Annotated in this window: 22 protein-coding genes; 7 read left to right on the top strand and 15 right to left on the bottom strand. The window is 72.0% G+C overall.

Annotation, left to right across the window (positions count from 1 at the left end; genetic code table 11):
• The first annotated feature begins 31 nt into the window (after positions 1-31).
• Together HD596_RS54025 and HD596_RS54020 are read left to right on the top strand one after the other, a co-directional pair.
• On the top strand, positions 32-1,432 hold the full coding sequence (locus HD596_RS54025) for an alpha/beta hydrolase family protein (protein WP_185077188.1): 1,401 nt from the start codon (positions 32-34) through the stop codon (positions 1,430-1,432).
• A 25-nt stretch (positions 1,433-1,457) separates the two neighbouring features.
• A complete protein-coding gene (locus HD596_RS54020) occupies positions 1,458-2,198 on the top strand; it encodes a sulfite exporter TauE/SafE family protein (protein ID WP_313047041.1) in 741 nt (246 codons plus the stop codon).
• On the opposite strand, the gene HD596_RS54015 is transcribed toward HD596_RS54020, so the two are convergent.
• The 4 genes from HD596_RS54015 to HD596_RS54000 are packed head-to-tail and all read right to left on the bottom strand — an operon-like array spanning position 2,167 to position 4,871.
• Positions 2,167-2,907, bottom strand: coding sequence for a type 1 glutamine amidotransferase (locus HD596_RS54015; RefSeq protein ID WP_313047039.1), 741 nt, complete (start codon positions 2,905-2,907; stop codon positions 2,167-2,169). The genes HD596_RS54020 and HD596_RS54015 overlap by 32 nt on opposite strands.
• Positions 2,904-3,731: a bifunctional 5,10-methylenetetrahydrofolate dehydrogenase/5,10-methenyltetrahydrofolate cyclohydrolase gene (locus HD596_RS54010; RefSeq protein ID WP_185077187.1), complete on the bottom strand. Its 828-nt coding sequence runs from the start codon at positions 3,729-3,731 to the stop codon at positions 2,904-2,906. Before HD596_RS54010 ends, HD596_RS54015 begins: the two co-directional genes overlap by 4 nt.
• Positions 3,728-4,333 (bottom strand): cyclodeaminase/cyclohydrolase family protein, encoded by a 606-nt coding sequence (locus tag HD596_RS54005; protein WP_185077186.1) that lies wholly within the window; start codon positions 4,331-4,333, stop codon positions 3,728-3,730. Before HD596_RS54005 ends, HD596_RS54010 begins: the two co-directional genes overlap by 4 nt.
• 28 nt (positions 4,334-4,361) lie before the next feature.
• A complete protein-coding gene (locus HD596_RS54000; protein WP_185077185.1) occupies positions 4,362-4,871 on the bottom strand; it encodes a hypothetical protein in 510 nt (169 codons plus the stop codon).
• 155 nt (positions 4,872-5,026) lie between these two features.
• Here HD596_RS54000 and HD596_RS53995 point away from each other — a divergent pair, with 155 nt between their 5' ends.
• Complete coding sequence (locus tag HD596_RS53995; protein ID WP_185077184.1) at positions 5,027-5,938, top strand: NHL repeat-containing protein; 912 nt, start codon at positions 5,027-5,029, stop codon at positions 5,936-5,938.
• A gap of 42 nt (positions 5,939-5,980) precedes the next feature.
• Here HD596_RS53995 and HD596_RS53990 read toward each other — a convergent pair whose 3' ends face one another.
• The 6 genes from HD596_RS53990 to HD596_RS53965 all read right to left on the bottom strand — a co-directional run bounded on the left by HD596_RS53990 (position 5,981) and on the right by HD596_RS53965 (position 10,641).
• Entirely contained in the window at positions 5,981-6,745 is a 765-nt protein-coding gene (locus HD596_RS53990; RefSeq protein ID WP_313047036.1) for a chitosanase, read from the bottom strand.
• A gap of 88 nt (positions 6,746-6,833) precedes the next feature.
• Positions 6,834-7,448 carry an FMN reductase gene (locus HD596_RS53985; protein WP_185077183.1) on the bottom strand — a complete coding sequence of 205 codons (615 nt, stop codon included), beginning with the start codon at positions 7,446-7,448 and terminating at the stop codon, positions 6,834-6,836.
• 23 nt (positions 7,449-7,471) lie between these two features.
• Positions 7,472-8,548, bottom strand: coding sequence for an LLM class flavin-dependent oxidoreductase (locus HD596_RS53980; protein ID WP_185077182.1), 1,077 nt, complete (start codon positions 8,546-8,548; stop codon positions 7,472-7,474).
• Positions 8,549-8,636: 88 nt separating this feature from the next.
• Positions 8,637-9,293: a Rossmann-fold NAD(P)-binding domain-containing protein gene (locus HD596_RS53975; protein WP_185077181.1), complete on the bottom strand. Its 657-nt coding sequence runs from the start codon at positions 9,291-9,293 to the stop codon at positions 8,637-8,639.
• Positions 9,290-9,862, bottom strand: a complete 573-nt coding sequence (locus tag HD596_RS53970; protein WP_185077180.1) for a DUF4291 domain-containing protein — start codon at positions 9,860-9,862, stop codon at positions 9,290-9,292. Before HD596_RS53970 ends, HD596_RS53975 begins: the two co-directional genes overlap by 4 nt.
• A 41-nt stretch (positions 9,863-9,903) precedes the next feature.
• Entirely contained in the window at positions 9,904-10,641 is a 738-nt protein-coding gene (locus tag HD596_RS53965) for an IclR family transcriptional regulator (RefSeq protein WP_185077179.1), read from the bottom strand.
• Positions 10,642-10,781: 140 nt separating this feature from the next.
• Between HD596_RS53965 and HD596_RS53960 the strand changes: the two genes are divergently transcribed.
• Together HD596_RS53960 and HD596_RS53955 are read left to right on the top strand one after the other, a co-directional pair.
• Complete coding sequence (locus HD596_RS53960) at positions 10,782-11,147, top strand: metal-sulfur cluster assembly factor (protein WP_185077178.1); 366 nt, start codon at positions 10,782-10,784, stop codon at positions 11,145-11,147.
• Entirely contained in the window at positions 11,144-12,109 is a 966-nt protein-coding gene (locus HD596_RS53955; protein WP_185077177.1) for an amidohydrolase family protein, read from the top strand. The genes HD596_RS53960 and HD596_RS53955 overlap by 4 nt, the downstream gene beginning before the upstream one ends.
• Before the next feature lie 18 nt (positions 12,110-12,127).
• On the opposite strand, the gene HD596_RS53950 is transcribed toward HD596_RS53955, so the two are convergent.
• Complete coding sequence (locus HD596_RS53950; RefSeq protein WP_221520033.1) at positions 12,128-12,643, bottom strand: nuclear transport factor 2 family protein; 516 nt, start codon at positions 12,641-12,643, stop codon at positions 12,128-12,130.
• Between the two features lie 44 nt (positions 12,644-12,687).
• Positions 12,688-13,293, bottom strand: coding sequence for a DUF6461 domain-containing protein (locus HD596_RS53945; RefSeq protein WP_185077176.1), 606 nt, complete (start codon positions 13,291-13,293; stop codon positions 12,688-12,690).
• Positions 13,294-13,374: 81 nt separating this feature from the next.
• Here HD596_RS53945 and HD596_RS53940 point away from each other — a divergent pair, with 81 nt between their 5' ends.
• A complete protein-coding gene (locus HD596_RS53940; protein WP_185077175.1) occupies positions 13,375-14,796 on the top strand; it encodes a hypothetical protein in 1,422 nt (473 codons plus the stop codon).
• On the opposite strand, the gene HD596_RS53935 is transcribed toward HD596_RS53940, so the two are convergent.
• The 3 genes from HD596_RS53935 to HD596_RS53925 are packed head-to-tail and all read right to left on the bottom strand — an operon-like array spanning position 14,786 to position 17,525.
• Positions 14,786-15,616: an aminotransferase class IV gene (locus tag HD596_RS53935; RefSeq protein ID WP_221520032.1), complete on the bottom strand. Its 831-nt coding sequence runs from the start codon at positions 15,614-15,616 to the stop codon at positions 14,786-14,788. The genes HD596_RS53940 and HD596_RS53935 overlap by 11 nt on opposite strands.
• The gene (locus HD596_RS53930) at positions 15,613-16,641 is read right to left on the bottom strand and encodes a chorismate-binding protein (protein ID WP_185077174.1); all 1,029 of its coding nucleotides are present in this window, start codon (positions 16,639-16,641) and stop codon (positions 15,613-15,615) included. The genes HD596_RS53935 and HD596_RS53930 overlap by 4 nt, the downstream gene beginning before the upstream one ends.
• The gene (locus HD596_RS53925) at positions 16,608-17,525 is read right to left on the bottom strand and encodes a LysR family transcriptional regulator (protein ID WP_185077173.1); all 918 of its coding nucleotides are present in this window, start codon (positions 17,523-17,525) and stop codon (positions 16,608-16,610) included. Before HD596_RS53925 ends, HD596_RS53930 begins: the two co-directional genes overlap by 34 nt.
• Positions 17,526-17,583: 58 nt before the next feature.
• On the opposite strand from HD596_RS53925, the gene HD596_RS53920 reads away from it, so the two are divergent.
• Positions 17,584-18,753, top strand: coding sequence for a Rid family hydrolase (locus tag HD596_RS53920; protein ID WP_185077172.1), 1,170 nt, complete (start codon positions 17,584-17,586; stop codon positions 18,751-18,753).
• Position 18,754: the final 1 nt, after the last annotated feature.

The raw sequence follows: 18,754 nt of genomic DNA, 5'->3' as shown, positions 1-18,754 counted from the left end.
GGCCTAAGCTATTACGCGTAGGGTCGGGCTCATGATCGAGGTGCTGGTGGTCGTCGGCCCCGGCCTGGTGGCCGACGCGGGGTTGCTGGAGGAGATCGCGGCCCGCGAGTTCGCCGCTGCAGCGGTCTCCGGGACGCTCGTCCACGCCCGCGACGCCTCTGACGTCCTCTCGCTGCTGTCCGCACGGGAGGGCGCGGGCTGCGCGGTCGTGCTGCCGGGGCCCTCGGCCGAGGTGCGCTCGCTGATCGGGCGGGACCTCGGAGCGGTGGTCTGGGTGGACATCGAGCGCGCCGACGGGGTGACGGCCGGGAAGGGCGCCGCCCACCTGCACGGGCGCGGCATCGGCGGGCTGGGCTGGGGGATCCGCCATGCCGTGCACCGGGTACGGCATCCGTCGCGGCGGATCGCGTACGGGCCGCTGCCGGAGCAGTGGGGCGAGCTGTACCTTCCGGACGCCGAGCAGCCGCCCGTGGTGATGCTGGTCCATGGCGGGTACTGGCGGTCGATCTGGGCGGCCGACATCATGGGGCCGCTCTGCGCGGACCTGGCCGGGCGCGGGCTCGCGGTGTGGAACCTCGAGTACCGGCGGCCGGACCTGCACGGCTGGGACGCGACGACGGCCGACGTGGCGGCGGGACTGGCCGCCCTCGCGACGGCGCTCCCTTCGGACGCGCTCCCTTCGGACGCGCTCCCTTCGGACGCGCTGCCCCCGGATGCGCTGCGCCCGGATGCGCTGCCCCCGGACGCGCTGCCCCCGGGCGCGCTCTCGCCGGGCGCCGACGGGACGGCGGCTCTGGATCTCACTCGGGTGGCCGTCGTCGGCCACTCGGCAGGCGCCCAACTCGCCCTCCGCGCGGTCGCGGACGCGGCGGCCGGTGGGGCGTTCCCAGCCGGCGGTGCCCGAGCGGCGGCCGGTGGGGCGTCCGCAGCCGGCGGCGCCCAAGCGGCGGCCGGTGAGGTGTGGCCGGCCGGCGGTGCCCGAGTGGCGGCCGGTGGGGCGTACCCGGCCAGCGGCGCCCGAGCGGCGGCGGGTGAGGACGGTGCGGGGGGTGGGGTGCGGGTGGTGATGGCGGTGTCGCTCGCTGGAGTGCTCGATCTCGTGGAAGGCGACCGCCGGTGGGTCGGGACCGGCGCCGTCGGCGCCGCCCTCGGCGGGCGCGCGCCCGAAGGCCGGGTGGAGCCGCCGTACGCGGACGCCTCGCCGCTGCTCCGCCTCCCGCTCCGGGTACGCCAGCTCGTCGTCCAGGGCGCCGCCGACGACCTGGACCTGGTCGACTTCAGCCGCCGCTACGCACGCGCGGCCGAGCAGGCCGGCGACGAGGTGACCTACCTCGAGATGCCCGGCGACCACTTCGACGTCATCAATCCCGCCACCCCGATCTGGCAGGCCACCGCCCGAGCACTCGTGGAAGACCCCGCCTCCAGGGGATAAAACGGACAACAACTAACATAACCGGGTGATCGTCGGAGAAACGCTCGGCCTGCTGGGAGTCGGGGTGGCGGCCGGAGTGGTGAGCACGGTCGTCAGCCTCGCCTCGATCGTCTCCTACCCGGCGCTCCTGGCGTTCGGCCTGCCCCCGCTCACCGCGAACGTCACCAACACCGTCGCCCTCGTCTTCACCGGCATCGGCGCCGCCGCCGGATCGCGGCCGGAGCTGGCCGGGGAGGGCGCCCGGGTGCTCAGACTCGGCCCCGTGGCCGCGGTCGGCGGCGCGACCGGCGCGCTGCTGCTGCTGGTCACCCCGGCCAGGACGTTCGAGCTGATCGCGCCCTGGCTGATCGCGATGGCCTCGCTGCTGCTGGTCAGGCCGCCGTCGGTGCGGGCGCACGGCGAGCACGGCGTGCTGGGGCGGGTGGCGCTGTTCGCCGTGACGATCTACACGGGGTACTTCGGCGCGGCCGGAGGGCTGATGGTGTTCGCCGTGCTGGCCCTCATGTTCGACCACCCGGCCGCCAAGCTGAACGCCATGAAGAACGTGATGTCGGGGCTGGCGAACGCGGTGGCGGCGCTCGGGTTCGCGCTGTTCGGGCCGGTGGACTGGGCCGCGGCGGCGCCGCTGGCGGCCGGGTTTCTGCTCGGGGGGTGGATCGGGCCCCGGATCGCGCGCCGGCTGCCGGGCAACAGCCTGCGCTACCTGGCCGCCGCCTGCGGGCTGGCGGTGGCGGTCAAGCTCGGCTGGGACTCGTACGCGCGCTGACCGAGCCGCCCGCCCCGGTGGTGAACGCGGTGGCGAGCGCGGCGAAGCGGGTGGTGACCCGGTGCCAGACCGGGGTGGAGATCGGCTCGTCCGCCAGCGCCCGCGCGTACACCTCCTCGGGGTCGAACCCGTCCGGCGACCACTCGCGGATGCGCGCCGGCAGCACCTCGGGATGGAACTGCACGCCCCAGGCCCGCTCGCCCACCCGGAACGCCTGGTAGGGGCAGGCGCCCGTCTCCGCGAGCCAGACGGCGTCGCCCGGCAGCCGGGTGATCGCGTCCTTGTGGTGCTCGATAGCGGGCACCACCTCCGGCAGCCCGTGGAACAGCGGGTCGTCCGCGGCCTCGGGACGGATCGTGAGCGGGAGGCTGCCGTTCTCCGGCGCACCGGTGTCGCCGGTCACCTCGCCGCCCGCGACCTCCGCGAGCAGCTGCCCGCCCAGGCAGATGCCGAAGAAGGGCACGCCCTCCTCCAGCGCCTGCCCCGCCAGCCGCCGGGCGCCGGCCAGCCACGGCGCGCGGTCGTCCTCGCCGGGCAGGTAGCCGCCGCCGAGCATGATCATGGCCGCGTGGTCGAGGCGCGCGGGCAGCGGGGCTCCCTCGTGGGCGAGCACGACGTCGAGCTTCAGCCCGGCCTTCTCCAGCCAGCCGCCCACCCGGCTGGGGCCGCCGCTCCTGCTGTTCTGGACGATCAGGATCTGCTCGTTCACGGGAGGTTCGCCGCCCTGGCCGTGTGGCGCAGTAGCAGCGCGGTCGTCACCGGGCCGACCCCGCCCGGCACCGGCGTGAGCGCGCCCGCGACCTGCGACACCGCGTCAAAGTCCACGTCGCCGACCAGCCCGCCGTCGTCGGTGGGGTTGGTGCCGACGTCGATCACCACCGCGCCGGGCGCCACGTGCCCGGCGCCGATCAGCCCGGCGCGGCCCACGGCCGCGACCAGCACCTCGGCGGCGGAGGTGACGGAGGCCAGGTCCCGGGTGCGCGAGTGGCAGACGGTCACCGTGGCGTGCCGGTCGAGCAGCAGGTGGGCCAGCGGCTTGCCCACCACGGTCGAACGCCCGACGACCACCGCCCGCCGCCCCTCCAGCTCCACCTCGTAGTGGTCGAGCAGCGCCATCACGGCCGCCGCCGTGGCGGGCGGGAACGCGGGCAGCCCGGCGGCGAGCCGGCCCAGCGAGAGCGGGTTGGCGCCGTCGACGTCCTTGCGCGGGTCGATGGCCGCGGCCAGCCGCTGCGCGGAGGCGCCTGCGGGCAGCGGGGTCTGCAGCATGAGGCCGTGGACGTTGGCGTCGGCGCTGAGCTTGGCCAGCGTCTCGCCGATCCGCTCGGGCGCGGCCTCGGGCCCGAGATCGACGATGTCGCAGGCGATGCCCACGCCGGCCGCCGCCTTGGCGATCGACCTGACGTACCACAGGCTCGCCTCGTCGTCCGTCGCCACCACCACGGCCAGCCGCGGCTGCGGGCCCGCCGCGGCCTCGGCCCCGGTCTGGGCCCTGATGGCGGCGGCCAGCTCTTTCCCGGTCAGGGTTCTCACGGGTTGATCTCCTCGCGTACCTCGGCGGTCACCCAGTCTGCCCTGGCCACGGCCGCGTCCACACCGTGGACACGGGCGTTCAGCTCCTCGCGTACCCGCTCGTCCTTGATGCCCGACAGGTTGACCTCGACGTTGATCCGGGCGGTGGTGAGCGCGGCGCGGGCGGCCTCCGCGGCGGCCGCGACGTCGGTGACGACGTTGCGGTTGCAGATCGGCAGCAGCACCTCGCACAGCTCGATCACCCGCGTGGCGGTCTCGACCACCCTGGCGGGCGGCTCGGCGGCGCCGGCCAGCGCCCGGGCGATGGCGGCGCTGCGCTCCTCGCCCTTGGGCAGCCGGTACGCGTTCGTGACCGCGGTGAACGCCGCCGCGTCCGCCTCGGCCAGCCGCAGCGCGCGGACCCGCAGGGTGTCGGTCTCCCCGATCACGCCGACGACGGTCTCGGCCTGGCCGGCGTACTTCTCCCCGGTCGTGTAGCGGGCGACCATGCCGAGCAGCGCGGCGCCCTGGGCCGCGTGCAGGGCGGCCGTGGCGCCGCCGCCGGGCGCGGGCACCCTGTCGGCCAGCTCGGTCAGGAAGTCGACGATCTTTGAGTCGCGCATGGCGGCATTCTGCCAGGCCGTGCCTGCCTCATTCCCGATGCATCGGCCGCGTGGCGTCCTCCGGTCCGCTGTACGGCGGCAGGTACGAGGGCGCCGGGTCGTACGCGGACGGATAGACGGCCTGCTTCCCCGAGGACCGCCACCGCGACGGGAACAGCGAGACGACCACCAGCGCCACCCCCAGGAACAGCAGCACCCCCGAGTCCGCCACCGTCAGGAACCCCTGCTCCATGACATTCGGCAGCCAGTGATCGGGCAGCACGCGCACGCCCCGCAGCTCCACGATGGGAAGGACGCCGAGCGCGGTGAACGCCAGGCCGCCCAGCAGCGAGGCGATCGGCGACAGCCGCGAGCCGGCCAGGAACGCGAACGCGATCCCCGACGCCACGATCGCGGACAGGCCGACCCAGGACGGCTCGAACGCCGACTGGAACCTGAGCAGGTGGTCGCCGATGCCGTACCAGAGGCTCGCGGCGATGATCGGAGGGAGGAGCAGCCCCGCGACCACTCCCAGAACATGACGGGCACCGTTTGACATGTCTAAACCCCGTTTGTTCGCTTGTGTCCCAACCTACCGCGCGATCCCACGGCGTGCAGGTCGCCTTCCCGAACCGTGCCCGGTTGCTGAAAGATCCCTGTGAAGGCCGCCCTCAGGGCTTTGCCCGGGCGGCGGGCACGGGCATCGTGGGCCGCATGAGATCCGCGATCCTGAAGACCGCACTCAGCACCCTCGTCGTGGTCCTGCTCAGCGGCGTGCCCGCGCAGGCCACCGGGAAGCCCGACACGTTCGCGCTGCCGGACGGGTTCCAGCCGGAGGGCATCGCGACCGGGCCGGGCCCGTACGCCTACTTCGGCTCCCGGGCGAGCGGCGACATCTACCGGGCCGACCTGCGGACCGGCGAGGGGTCCGTCATCAGCAAGGGCCCGGGAACGCCCTCGCTCGGGCTCAAGACCGACGGGCGCGGGCGGCTGTTCGTGGCCGGAGGCACCGGCGGCGACGCCCGCGTGATCGACCTGCGGACCGGCGAGGTCGTCAAGTCGTACAAGCTGACCACCGACCCCGCGTTCGTCAACGACGTCATCCTCACCGGGCATGCCGCGTACTTCACCGACTCCCGCAACCCCGTCCTGTACAAGCTGGAGCTCGGGCGCGGCGGCGCGCTGCCCGGCGAGGCCGTCAAGATCCCGCTGTCCGGCGCCATCCAGTACACGACCGGCAACAACGCCAACGGCATCGCCCCCAGCCCCGACCGGGAGTCGCTGCTGATCGTCCAGTCGAACACCGGCAAGCTGTTCGAGGTCGACCCGTCCTCCGGCGTCACCACGGAGGTGGACCTGGGCGGCGAGTCGCTCGTCAACGGCGACGGCCTGCTGCTGGAGGGGCGGACCCTGTACGCGGTGCAGAACCGCCTGAACGCGATCGCCGTCGTCAGCCTGACGCGCGACGGCGCATCCGGAAAAGTCGTGAAACGGCTGACCGATCCGCGCTTCGACGTCCCGACGACGGTCGCCGCCTCCGGCAAGCGCCTCTACCTGCCCAACGCCCGCTTCACGACGACCCCGGCCCCCGACACGCCGTACTCGGTGGTCGCCGTCAAGCGCTGACCATCCCTGGACGGGCAGGGGCCGGCCTGCCCGTCCGGGGCCCTACTTCTTGATCGTGTAGCTGTCGCCGTAGACCTTCCAGGTCAGCGGCGGGTTCAGGTCGAGGTTGCCGTTCTTGAGGAAGACGCGCTGCATCGTGTCCACGCGCGAGGTGTCCTCGTGCGCCTCCTCCGCCTTCATCGCCGCCTTCCTGGCGTCCAGGAACGCGTTCAGGTACGTCACCTCGTTCCCGCCCTGCGCGGGCGGCTTGGCCTTGACCAGGGCCGACTTCCTGATGCCGCCGAAGCTCAGCTTGTCGCTGCCCGGCCCGTGCATGACCATGGCGTCGTAGTAGACGAACTGGCCGAGCGCGCGCAGCCCGTCCTGCTTGGCCTGGTTGACCGCCGGGTTGAAGTACACGCGGTCGCGCTCGTCGTTCTGGGCCTGCTGGAAGGCGGTGTCCTTGGCGGCGGTCTTCCAGTCCTTGGTGAAGTTCGGGTCGAGGCCCTTGTGGGAGGCGGTGCCGTTCACCTTGCGCAGGGCCGGGAGGTATTTGGCGAGGACGTTGCCGGGCTTGCGCTCGGTGTAGAGCTCGACTAACTCCAGCATGTCGCCGGTGCCCGAGCAGAAGCCGATGATCCCCGCCGTGTAGCCGCGGTCGTCGTCGATGTCCTCGATGTAGCCGTACTGGGCCTTCCAGTCGAGCGAGGAGTTCTCCGCGCTGGACACCAGCTGCATGGCGATGTCCTTCTTGTGCGGATCGTCGAGGTCGGCCGGGCCGGTGCCGGTGACGGCGAGGGAGAGGGTCAGGAGTGTGGCGGTCAGCACATGAGCCCCTGGAGGAGATGGAGGTTAGGAAAGCTTCCTAACGAACCATACTCCGATAAGTCAACCCACGGGGCTCATGTTGTGAAAACTAACCCAACGGCCGCAGCGCGGCCAGCTGCTGCTCGAACGGGACGACCTCCTCCTCGGCCTCCTCCTTGGCCTGGGCCCTGGGCCTGCGGTGCAGCAGCAGGTCGGCCAGTTCCTCGGCGGCGCGGGCGATGCGCGGACCGAGACCGTCGGTGAAGGCGTCGGCCGCGCCGCCCCAGTCCTCCGAGGCCGCGTACACGGCGGTGGGGACGACGACGGCGCGCAGGTAGGCGAAGAGCGGGCGCAGCGCGTGCTCCAGCGCCAGCGAGTGCCGGGCCGTGCCGCCGGTGGCGGCGATCAGCACGGGCTTGCCCGCCAGCGCCCCGTTGTCGATCACGTCGAAGAACGACTTGAACAGGCCGCTGTACGAGCCGCTGAAGATCGGCGTGACCGCGATGAGCCCGTCGGCCTCCGTCACCGCCTCGATCGCCTCGCGCAGCCGGGCGTTGGGGAAGCCGGTCACGAAGTTGTTCGCGATGTCCACGGCGAGGTCGCGCAGCTCGATCACGCGTACCTCGGCCTGCGCCTGCCGCGTGACGGCCTCCGCCAGGCGGTCGGCGAGCAGGCGGCTGGAGGAGGGCTGGGTCAGCCCCGCGGTGACGACGGCGAGCTTCATCTGGTCGATCTCCTTTCCGGTGGTCAGGCGGTGACGGCCGGGACGCGGGCCGCGTGGGTGGGGCCGTCCGGCACCTCGGCGGGACGGTCCTTGGCGAACTCCTTGCGCAGCACCGGCACGACCTCCTCGCCGAGAATGTCGAGCTGCTCCAGCACGGTCTTCAGCGGCAGGCCCGCGTGGTCCATCAGGAACAACTGGCGCTGGTAGTCGCCGAAGTAGTCCCTGAACTCGAGGGTCCTGTCGATGACCTGCTGCGGGCTGCCCACGGTGAGCGGCGTCTCCGCCATGAACTCCTCCAGCGACGGCCCGTGGCCGTACACGGGGGCGACGTCGAAGTACGGGCGGAACTCGCGCACCGCGTCCTGCGAGTTCTTGCGCATGAACACCTGGCCGCCCAGGCCCACGACGGCCTGCTCCGCCGTGCCGTGGCCGTAGTGCGCGTAGCGCTGCCGGTAGAGGTGGATCAGGCGCATGAAGTGCTCCTTCGGCCAGAAGATGTTGTTGGCGAAGAAGCCGTCGCCGTAGTAGGCGGCCTGCTCGGCGATCTCGGGGCTGCGGATCGAGCCGTGCCACACGAACGGCGGCACCCCGTCCAGCGGGCGCGGCGTCGAGGTGAAGCCCTGCAGCGGGGTGCGGAAGCGCCCCTCCCAGTCCACGACGTCCTCGTGCCAGAGCTTGTGCAGCAGGGAGTAGTTCTCGACGGCGAGCGGGATGCCCTGCCTGATGTCCTGCCCGAACCACGGGTAGACGGGCCCGGTGTTGCCCCGGCCCAGCATGAGGTCCACCCGGCCGTCCGCCAGGTGCTGCAGCATGGCGAAGTCCTCGGCGATCTTCACGGGGTCGTTGGTCGTGATCAACGTGGTGGCGGTGGACAGGATCAGGCGCTCCGTCTTGGCCGCGATGTAGCCCAGCATGGTGGTCGGCGAGGACGGCACGAAGGGCGGGTTGTGGTGCTCGCCGGTCGCGAACACGTCGAGCCCGACCTCCTCGGCCTTGAGCGCGATCGCCACCATCGCCTTGATCCGCTCGTGCTCCGTCGGCGTCCTGCCCGTGGTGGGGTCAGTGGTGACGTCGCCCACACTGAAGATTCCGAACTGCACTTTAGTCACCATCCATGACTGTTGAATCTTTGACGGATACGGTAGCGCACAGCCCCGCTCAGTTATTCCACCATGGTGTGCTGACCGGCTAGGCGGCCAGCGCGTTGATGTCGGACGGGCCGAGGACGCGCTTGGGCGCGCCGCGCTCGGCGACCGCGATCATGGCCCGGCCGATGCGCTCCGTCGTGGTGACCGCCGACGCGAACAGCCGCCGCAGGATCGGATAGAGGGGCCGCGTCACCACGTACGCCAGCCGGTAGACCCGGGTCCGCGACGTGATGCCGTGCATCGGCTGGATGTAGCCGGGCCGGAACATGTAGGCCTCGAACGGCAGCTCCAGCAGCGCGTTCTCGGTCGCGCCCTTCACCCTGGCCCACATCGAGCGCCCTTGGGCGTCGGTGCCGGCGCCGGACACGTACACGAACGTCGAGCCGGGGTTGAGCCGGGCGAGCGTCCGGCCGGCGGACAGGGTGACGTCGTAGGTGATCCGCCGGTAGTCCTGCTCGCTCATGCCCGCCGAGGAGACCCCGAGGCAGAAGAAGCAGGCGTCGTAGCCGGCCAGCTCGGCCTCGATCGGGGCGAGGTCGAGCAGGTCGCGGTGGGTGATCTCGCGCAGCTTGCCGTGGACGACCCCCGTCGGGGCGCGCCCGACGGTGAGCACGGCGTCCACCCGGTCGTCGAGCAGGCATTCCCTCAGCACCCCGCGCCCGACCATCCCGGTCGCCCCGAACAGGATCACCCTCATGCCCCGATTGTCTCCCGGATCTCCTCAGTCAGGGGATAGGGCCGCTCCACGGGCAGCAGCCCGCTCGCGTCCGCCCGCGCCGTGACCGCCGCACGCACCTCCCGCACGCGGTCGGTGATGTCGGTGATCGCCAGCGTCCACTCGTCGACGTAGCGCCGCACGGCCTCGCCGGACAGCCCGATCTGGATCGACCGGTACGGCAGCGCCTGGTGCCGCAGCCCGCGCTCGGGATCCCACTGGATCCGCACCGGGCTGCGCCGCACGCGGTCCGCCCAGCCGGGACGGCGGTCGTCATGGCTCAGGCACGAGTGCGCCAGCGCCCACTCGAACCCCTCCCGTGACAGCGAGACGGCCAGCACCCGCTCCTGGCCGGGCTTGGTCGCCCACCCGCACCGGTACATCATCCACAGGAACGACGGCTTGATCCACGTCATCCGCTCGCGCTTGAACGGCGCCACGAACCGCTGCGCCGCCACGGCGGGCCCGGCGATGGCGGCGTCGTAAGCCTGGTAGACGGTGATCGACTCCCCGGTGTAGGCGGCACGGATCTGCCGGTAGGGCACGTTCATGCCGCCCAGACTGGCGAAGAGCCGCACCCGAGGGCAACGGATTATGGGCCCGCCAGGTCCCGGACCGCGAGGGCCAGGTGGGCGGCGGCGGGCGTCGGGACGGTCAGGCCGCGGGCCGAGATGCCGATCGCCCACTGCGTCCCGGGCACGACCGCGCCCGCACACGCCACGTCCTCCCTGAACTGCCCGTGCTCCTCCACCACCTGCCCGGGCCGTAACCCCGCCAGCTCCTCCTCCAGCTCCTCCACGCTGGAAGGGGTCACGGAGGTGAAGCGGCGCATGCCGTGCCCGGTGAGCACGCCGCGCCGGACATGGGGCGGGAGGGACAGCAGCAGCGCCTTGCCGAGCGCGGTGGCGTGCGGCGCCGTCTCCAGGCCCGCCTGCAGGTCCTCCAGCCACGGCGAGCGCGGCCCCTCCGCCACCTCCACCACCATCAGCCGCCCGTCGGCGAGCTGGGCCAGGTAGGCGGTGTGGCCGGAGGCGTCGGCCAGGTGCCGCAGCACCTCCGAGGCGCGCGGCGGCCGCTCGAACGACTCCAGCATCTCGTGGAACCGCTCGGCCACCTGCGAGCCCGGCAGGTAGTCGCCGTCGGGCAGCCGGTGCAGGTAGCCCTCGTAGCACAGGGTCCGGACGAGGTGGTACGAGGTGGACAGGTTCAGGCCGCATCGGCGGGCGATGACCTTGACCGACAGCGGCCGGTCGGCACGCGAGACCTCTTCCAGCACGCGGAGCGCGCGTGAGACGCTGCGGATCAGATCGCTGGGTTCTTCCCCGGTCATCCATACAGCATGCCGCCGCGCCGGCTTCTCCGCCCTTACGTGAAGGACCGAGCTTGCAGCCGTCGGCCGCCGTGACGGGTACGGGTCTCGACCTGTCATGCCATCTGTTCAGGTCCGGACACCGGTCCGATGATGAGGAAATGTCGGAAATACCGCATTGGGCTAGGCAGGCGCTGTCTGAGGTCTATGACCCGTGCTGCCGGGAGAAAGGCATCTCGGTCGTGGAGATGGGCCTGGTGAGGTCGGTCGAGACGGCCGGCGGCCGGGCCAGGGTGGAGCTGCTGCTGACCTCGGGCTGGTGCCCGTTCGCCGCCCGGGTGATCACGGAGGTCCGCGACCGCATCCAGGAGCAGCCCGGCGTGCGCGAGGCCGAGGTGGAGGTCGTCTGGGACGAGGCGTGGACGGTGGACCGGCTCTCCCCGAGGGCGGCCCGCCTGCTGCGCTTCCTGCCCGCCCCCGCGCAGGTGCCCGACAAGGAGGACTACATCCGCAGGGAGCTTCGATGATCGACGACTTCTTCGTGTTCGACAGCGTGGCCCACGTCTTCAACTTCGAGGCCGGGAACGCCTACGGCGACGCGGGCCGGATGTTCTCCAACCACCTGTACGCCTTCCACGCCACGCTCACCCCAGACGGCGAGACCAAGCTGCCGCCCGAGGAGTTCCTGCGCCGGTGGACGATCGACGACATCCACCGCATGGTCTATGCGGAGTCCGACACGGACATGCTGGTGGCGATGCCGCTCCCGCTCACCGACCTCTACCACGACGGCCTGTCGCCCTGGCAGGAGTGCGCCGAGCTGGCCGCCCGCGACCCGGAGCGCACGATCTTCTGGGGCACGGTCAATCCGCTGGAGGGCCGCAGGGCGCTCGACCTGATGGAGCGCCAGGTGGGGGAGTTCAACGCCAAGGCGTTCAAGCTGTACAACGTCCGCTACGACTACGGCACGCCGTACCCGTGGCGCATGGACGACCCCCGGGTGGCCTACCCGATCTTCGAGAAGGCCCGCGACCTGGGCGTCAACCTGATCGGCGTGCACAAGGGCGTGCCGCTGGGCCCGCAGCCGATCGAGCACACGCAGACATGGGACATGGACGGCGCCGCCGCGAACTTCCCCGACATCAACTTCGTCATCTTCCACGTCGGCCTGCCGTTCCTGGACGAGACCTGCTGGCAGCTCATCCGCTACCCCAACCTGTACGCCAGCCTGGCCGCCACAATCAACTTCATCGTCCGGGCGCCCAGGATGTTCGCCGAGATCATCGGCAAGCTGCTCTTCTGGTGCGGCGAAGACAAGATCGTCTACGGCTCGGAGGCGCCCATCTTCCACCCGCAGTGGGCGCTGAGGGCGTTCAGGGACTTCCGGATCCCCCAGGACCTGTGCGACGGCTACGGCTACCCGCAGCTCACCGACCAGGCCAAACGCAAGATCCTGGGGGAGAACCTGCTACGCCTCCATGGCCTTTAGCTGACGGGAGTGGCTGCCTTACCGGGCGGTGCGCCAGGCCTGCTCCTCCACCAGCTCCACGCTGCGCCACCCGCCGGAGGTGCGCCGCAGCCGATGGTGGTACCAGCCGCCGCCGTGCAGGAAGCCCTCGGTGTCCGCGGTGACCATGTCCCTGGTGGGGGCGAGGGTGTCGGTGAAGGGGGCGCTCACGACCGCCTCGCCGTCCCGGAAGTCGATGGTCGGGGCCCCGATGAGGTGCAGCCGCCCCGGCCAGTGCGGCAGCACCTCGGCGAGCCAGGCCTTGACCTCGTCCCGCGTGCCCCTGATGCCGCCGGTGGCGCGGTAGTCGATCACCGCGTCCGGGCTGAACACCTGGTCGAGCAGGTCCCACTGGCCGGAGTCGATGGCGCGGGTGTAGCGGGCCAGCAGTCCGGTGATTTCGAGTCGATCGGCGATCTCCTGCGTGTCCATGGGGTGATCGTCGCGCTGTACGCGCTCGTTGACCAGATCACTCGGCGGGCGCAGCAGCCCGGCCGGCCGCCGCTCGCCTCGCATCACCGCCGCCGGTCGAGCGCCTCCCGGGCCAGCGGTTCGCCCGGTTACCGCGACGTAGGCGTTGGCGGGTCATCCGGGATGGTCTCCTCCAGCAGCAGCCGAGGCGCGCTCGCGTCAGGCAGATCGAGTCTCACCCCGGTGACGGCTTCGACGACGGCCATCGCGGCCGCCTGCCAGCGGCCACCTCCGGCCGCCGCCTCCAGGACCGCGAGCTCCGCGTCGAGCGCGTGCGGCGTCTCACCCCATCGCTCACCGGGAAACATCGGGTCCAGCGCGGTGACAATCGTGCCGTAAGCGGCGTACATCAGCCTGGTGGTCCCGTTGACGTTCCAGAAAAGGCTCAGCACGCGGGCTCCGTCACTCAGCCGCCGCAACACCTCCGGACGGATGCCCTGGTAGCCGTTGCTTTCGTAAAGGATGAACGACGCGTCGTCCTGGCTGATATAGAAAACCCCTTCGTAGTCGGCTTCGTCCACATCGTCATCGGGCTCGGGCTCCAGGTCTTCAGCCCGTCCACCGAGTCGTTCGACGACGGCCTCGATGGTTAAGGGGGAGGCGATCGGCTGCACGACGGTCCAGCAGGTGGCCTGCGTGAGATACGGGTTGCGCTGCAGGAAATCGGCATACCGGCGCTGCGTCTCGTCAATCACTCGGGCAGTATGTCCACCCTCACCGACAATTGAGCGGACCGCCTCGCATGGGGGCTATTTCATGACTTAGTGTTCGCTGTCGTGTCCCGACGATCATCGGCCCTCTGGGTGTCGGCGTTGCTGCTCGCGGTGCTGCCCAGCGTCCTGTTCCGGATCGACGCGCTCCTGTCCGAACCCGAGGACGCCCCCGGTCTGTACGGGCTCGTGACCGTGTACGGGTGCCGGATCGACCTGTACGTCCGCTTCTGGGACAGCGCACTGCGGGGCCTGCCGCCCTACTCGTACGGCGGCGCCCCGATGATCGTCCTCGCCTTCGCGGGCTGGTACGCGAGCCTCCGCAAGGGCCGTGACCGGCTCGGCCGGATCGTCGCCCGCTCCGCGGCCACCGCTCTGCTCCTCCCGAGCCTCCTGCAGCTCCTCATGTACGCCCTCGACCCGCGATGCACGGACCCGTGGAGCTCCGCTGGATTCATGGACCTCTACGTACTGGCGCCCCCCATCCTGGTCCTGCTCGCGGTACGCCCGCACCGGCGCGCGTTCGTCCGGCGGGGCCGCCTCGCCCGTACGGCGGCCGTGGTCCTGACGGTGACGGCGACCCTCCTGGTCGCGGTCGGGTCCGTCCCCCCGGGCAAGGTGAGCGCCGACAGCGAGCTCGACTGCGCCGGATTCGGCGGCGGCACGGTCGAGGGGCTGCGCAAGGACGAGAAGGAGTTCCTGTGCCGGGTCCGCGGCTACGGCTTCTTCCCCGGCGAGGGCATCGAGGAGTGGAACGAGACGTCCGACCGGATCGTCCTGGCCCAGGGGCACCACCTGTGCGGCCTGGCCGATCGGCACGGCGGCGACATCGGCGCGCCCGCCGTACGGGACGCGCCCCATGCGTCCCTGCTGCCGGCGCTGGCCTCGCTCTGCCCCTCCGTGGCGAGCCGGCAGGCGGTGGAGGAGAAGCAGGGGCAGGGGGAGAGGGCCGCGTACGTCGCCGGGAAGGAGCGGGCCTGCGCCCGCCACCCGACCCACCGCCCCAAGATCAAGCCGGTACGCCAGCGGCGCGCCACGATGTCCACCACGTTCTGGATCGTCCAGGGCTGGGAAGACGGCTACGAGGGCCGCACTCCCGACCTGGTCGAGGACCTGGTCGGGAGCGAGCCGGGCGCGCTGGCCATCTGGGCGGCCGACGAGATCGGGTACGCCTGCGTGACCGTCGAGTCCTACACCAGGCGGCCGCCGCTGGAGACCAGAGGCTGGACGGAGGTGGTCGAGGTGGGCTACGAGAGCCCGAAGGGCTCGCTGACCCTCTCCGACGGCGGCGGCCGCGACGTCCAGGGACTCACGGCGGCCGGCCCCGGGCATTACCGGGTCCGGGTGCACCTGCGCGGGCGCGAGCAGGTCTACCAGGTCCTGGACCCGCCGGACGGCGCCGTGGAGCTGCTGGTCATGGTGTTCCCGGGCGAGCAGAAGGAGCCGGTCGTCCACCGGCGCCCCCGCCCCGCGCGGCCTACGGGTTGAGGTCGGCGGCGGAACGCTCGGCGAAGATCCGCATGGCCTTGGTGGTGATCGGGCCGGGAGCGACCGGCAGCTCGGTGTCGTCGACGAGCCTGATCGGCTGGAGGTCGCGGGTCGTCGAGGTGAGGAACGCCTCCTCGGCCTCGTACAGCGCCGACAGCGGCACGTCGGTCTCCTCCCCGCCGCACCATTCGAGCACCAGCGCCCTGGTCACCCCGGCCAGGCAGCCGGCCTCGAGGGTGGGGGTGAGCAGGCGGCCGTCGCGGACGATGAAGATGTTGGAGCCGGTGCCCTCGCAGAGGTTGCCCGCCAGGTTGCCGAAGATGGCCTCGCCGCCCCCGCGCTTCTTGGCGTACAGCAGGGCCTTGGCGTTGTCGCCGTACGAGGTGCTCTTGACCCCGGACAGGGCGCCGCGCTCGTTGCGGGGCCAGGGGACGACGGTGACGTTGGCGGTGGCCGGGAACGGCTTCTGCTCGTCCACGATGACGACGGAGGTGGTGCCCTGGTCGCCGCGGTCGGAGCCGAGGGGGCCGGGACCGCTGGTGTAGGTGACGCGGATGCGGCCGAGCTGCCACGCGGGCGCGACGGCCAGGAGCTTGCCGATGCCGTCGGCGATGGCGTCGACGTCGGGCTCGGGCAGGTCCATGCGCTGGGCGGAGAGCGTGAGCCGGTCGAGGTGGCGGGTGAGCGCGAACGACCGGCCGTTCACGATCTTGATGGTCTCGAAGACGCCGTCGCCGACCATGAGTCCGTGGTCGAACACCGAGACGGTGGCCTGCGCGGGGTCGATCAGCTCGCCGTTGACCCAGACAGGGATGTTCATGTAGTTCCTCCTGTGGATGCCAGTGCGATGAGCCTGGCTGCTTTGAGCTCGGTCTCGAGCCATTCGCGCCCGGGGTCGCTGCCCCAGGTGATGCCCGCTCCCGTGCCGAATCGGAGCTCGCCTCTGCCGTGCGCCAGCGGCGAGATCCAGAATGTTCTGATGCCCACGGCCAGCGCCGCCCGGCGGCGGTCGGCGTCGACCCAGCCCACAGCCCCACAGTACGGCCCCCGGGGTGTGGGTTCGAGCTCGTTGATGATGCGCAGAGCCGACGACTTGGGAGCGCCCGTGACAGATCCGGGCGGGAAAGTCGCGGCGAAGAGCTCGGGCCAGCCCGCCCCCGGCGCCAGTCTGGCCCGGACGGTGGAGACGAGATGGACGAGCCCGGGGTGCTCCTCGACGGCGCAGAGCGACGGCACCTCGACCGAGCCGACGGCCGCGACCCGGCCGAGGTCGTTGCGGACGAGGTCGACGATCATGACGTTCTCGGCGTAGTCCTTCTCGAGGAGGTCGTCCGCGGTCGCGCCGGTGCCCTTGATGGGCCTGGACTCCACCACGTCGCCGTCACGCGACAGGTAGAGCTCGGGCGATGCGGACACCACGCTCAGACCGGGCACCCGGATGACGGCCGCGTACGGCGCGGGGTTGCCCGCGGCCAGCCGGGCGGCCAGGGCGAGCGGGTCGGCGTCGGCCGGGACGGGGGCCGTCAGGATCCGGCAGAGGTTCGCCTGGTAGACCTCGCCCTGCTCGATGTAGCCGCGGATGGCGCGTACGCCCCGCTCGTAGGCGGCCTGGTCGAGCGAGCTGCGCCACTGGTCGGGCCGGGGCCCGTGCCAGGGGCGGGCGGGGGCGGGCAGGGGGGACTCGCGCACCCGGTCGAACCGGGCGCACGTCACCTTGCCCTCGTAGTCGACGACGACAGCCCACCAGCCCTCGCCGTCGAGCGCGGCCAGGTCGGAGGTCACGTCACGCAACCCGGTCGCGTACATGTGGCCTAAGTGGGCGAAACCGTCGTACACATTGTCCATTCTCCCAGCATTTCGACGAGCTCCAGCGCGGCCGGCAGCGGCGCCTCCGGCAGGGCCGCGTACACCTTCCGCGCCGGCGCCAGCCCCCGCAGCGGCCGCAGCACCAGATCCCGCGGTACGGCCCGCGCCGCCAGCTCCGGCACCAGCGTCACCCCGAGCCCCGCGGCCACGAACCCGAACTTGCCCGTCCACTCGGCCACCCGCAGCCCGCTGCGCGGCGTGAACCCGGCCGCCGCGCACGCGGTCACCAGCAGGGTCGGCTGGCCCCGCGGGGCGGCCTCGATCCACGTCTCCCCGGCCAGGTCCCGCAGGTCCACGTCGGCCTCGGCGGCCAGCCGGTGGCCGCCGGGCAGCGCGACCAGCAGCCGGTCCTCGCGCAGCGGCACCGTACGGACGCCCTCCGCGGACAGGCCCGCCGGATAGTCGCTGATCACGGCCACGTCCAGGGCGCCCCCGCGCAGCCGGTCCATCAGCCGCGAGGTCAGCCCCTCGATCAGCCGCAGCTCGACGTCGGGCCGCCGCTCGGCGAACCGTTTGAGCGTGCCAGGCACCAGGTCCACGTTGGCCGTGGCGAACGCGCCCACCCGGAGCGTCCCGCCCCGGCCGGTGTGGATGGCGGCCAGCTCCTCGCCCGCGCGTTCGAGCCGGTCGAGCACGGCCACGGCGTGCCGGTGCAGCACCTGTCCCGCCGGGGTCAGGCGCACGCCGCGCGGCAGGCGCTCGAAGAGCGGCCCGCCGGTGGCGCGCTCCAGCGCGGCGACGCGGCGGGAGACCGCCGACTGGGTGTAGCCGAGCAGCTCGGCGGCGGCCGTGAACGAACCGCTCGCGGCGACCTCGTGGAACAGCCGCAGCGCTCCCGGGTCCAAGGCATTCAGATCTCGCATGGCTGGTATGCAATCTAGTCGGTGGTGGAATACCTCGCGCGCCGGTTGACTGTGGCACATGATTGCTTTTCTCGGACAGGGACGCATGGGCGTCCCCATGGCCCGGCGGCTGATCCAGGCCGGTCACAAGGTGACGACGTGGCGGCGCGGCAGCGGCGTGACCGCGGCGGCGGCCGTGGACGGGGCCGAGCTGGTCATCACCATGCTCAGCGACCCGGCCGCGGTGCGGGAGGTGCTGACGGCGGCGCTGCCGGGGCTGCGGCCCGGCGCCACGGTGGTGGAGATGTCCACGATCGGCCCGGAGGCGGTGCGCGAGCTGCGCGCGCTGCTGCCGGCCGAGGTGGGCCTGGTGGACGCGCCGGTGCTGGGCAGCGTGGGCCCCGCCGCCGACGGCACGCTGACCGTGCTGGCCGGCGGTGACGTGTCGGGCTGCCGCGAGGTGCTGTCGGTGTTCGGGTCGGTGCGGGAGCTGGGGCCGCTGGGCGCGGGCGCGGCCATGAAGATCGCCGTCATGAGCGCGATCGTGCCCGCCCAGGTGCTGCTGGCGGAGACGTTCGCGTACGGCGAGGCGCACGGCGTGGACCGTGGCGCGCTGGCCGACGTGCTGTCGGGCACCCCGCTGGGCACGCTCGCGGAGCGGCTGCGCGTGCCGTCCGCCGAGACCCGCTACTCGCTGGGGCACGCGGCCAAGGACCTGGAGCTGGGCGCCTGGGAGGGCGCCACCATGGCCGGCGCCGCCCGGGCCAGGCTGCAGGAGGCGCGGGCGGCCGGGCTGGGGGAGCGCGACCTGACGGCGATCGCCGAGCACGTCGCCGGGCACGCTGACGGGGGCGCCGCCCACCGCGCGGTGCCGCTGAACCTGTCGACGATCCCCGCCACGAACGGCCGTTACTCGCACGCCGTACGCGTCGGCGACATGCTCTACGTCTCCGGCCAGGCCGCCTTCGACGAGCAGGGGAACATCGTCGGCGAAGGATCCATGGCCGCCCAGTCCGAGCACATCTTCCAGGTCATCTCACGCATCCTCGCCGACCAGGGGGCGACGTTCGAGGACATCGCGTTCATCCGGACGTACGTGACGGACATGGACCAGCTCCTCGAATACGGACGGGTCCGCGCGAAGTACATCACCGGCACGCCCCCGGCCAGCACCACCGTGGAGGTGTCCAGGCTGTTCCGGCCGGGGCTGCTGCTGGAGGTGGACCTGATCGTCGCGCTCCCCGGCTAGG

The organism is Nonomuraea jabiensis (genome assembly GCF_014204795.1).
Classification (GTDB): Bacteria; Actinomycetota; Actinomycetes; order Streptosporangiales; family Streptosporangiaceae; genus Nonomuraea; species Nonomuraea jabiensis.
The sequence above is the reverse complement of the archived record's forward strand: the minus strand, read 5'-3'. Positions and strand labels throughout refer to the sequence as shown.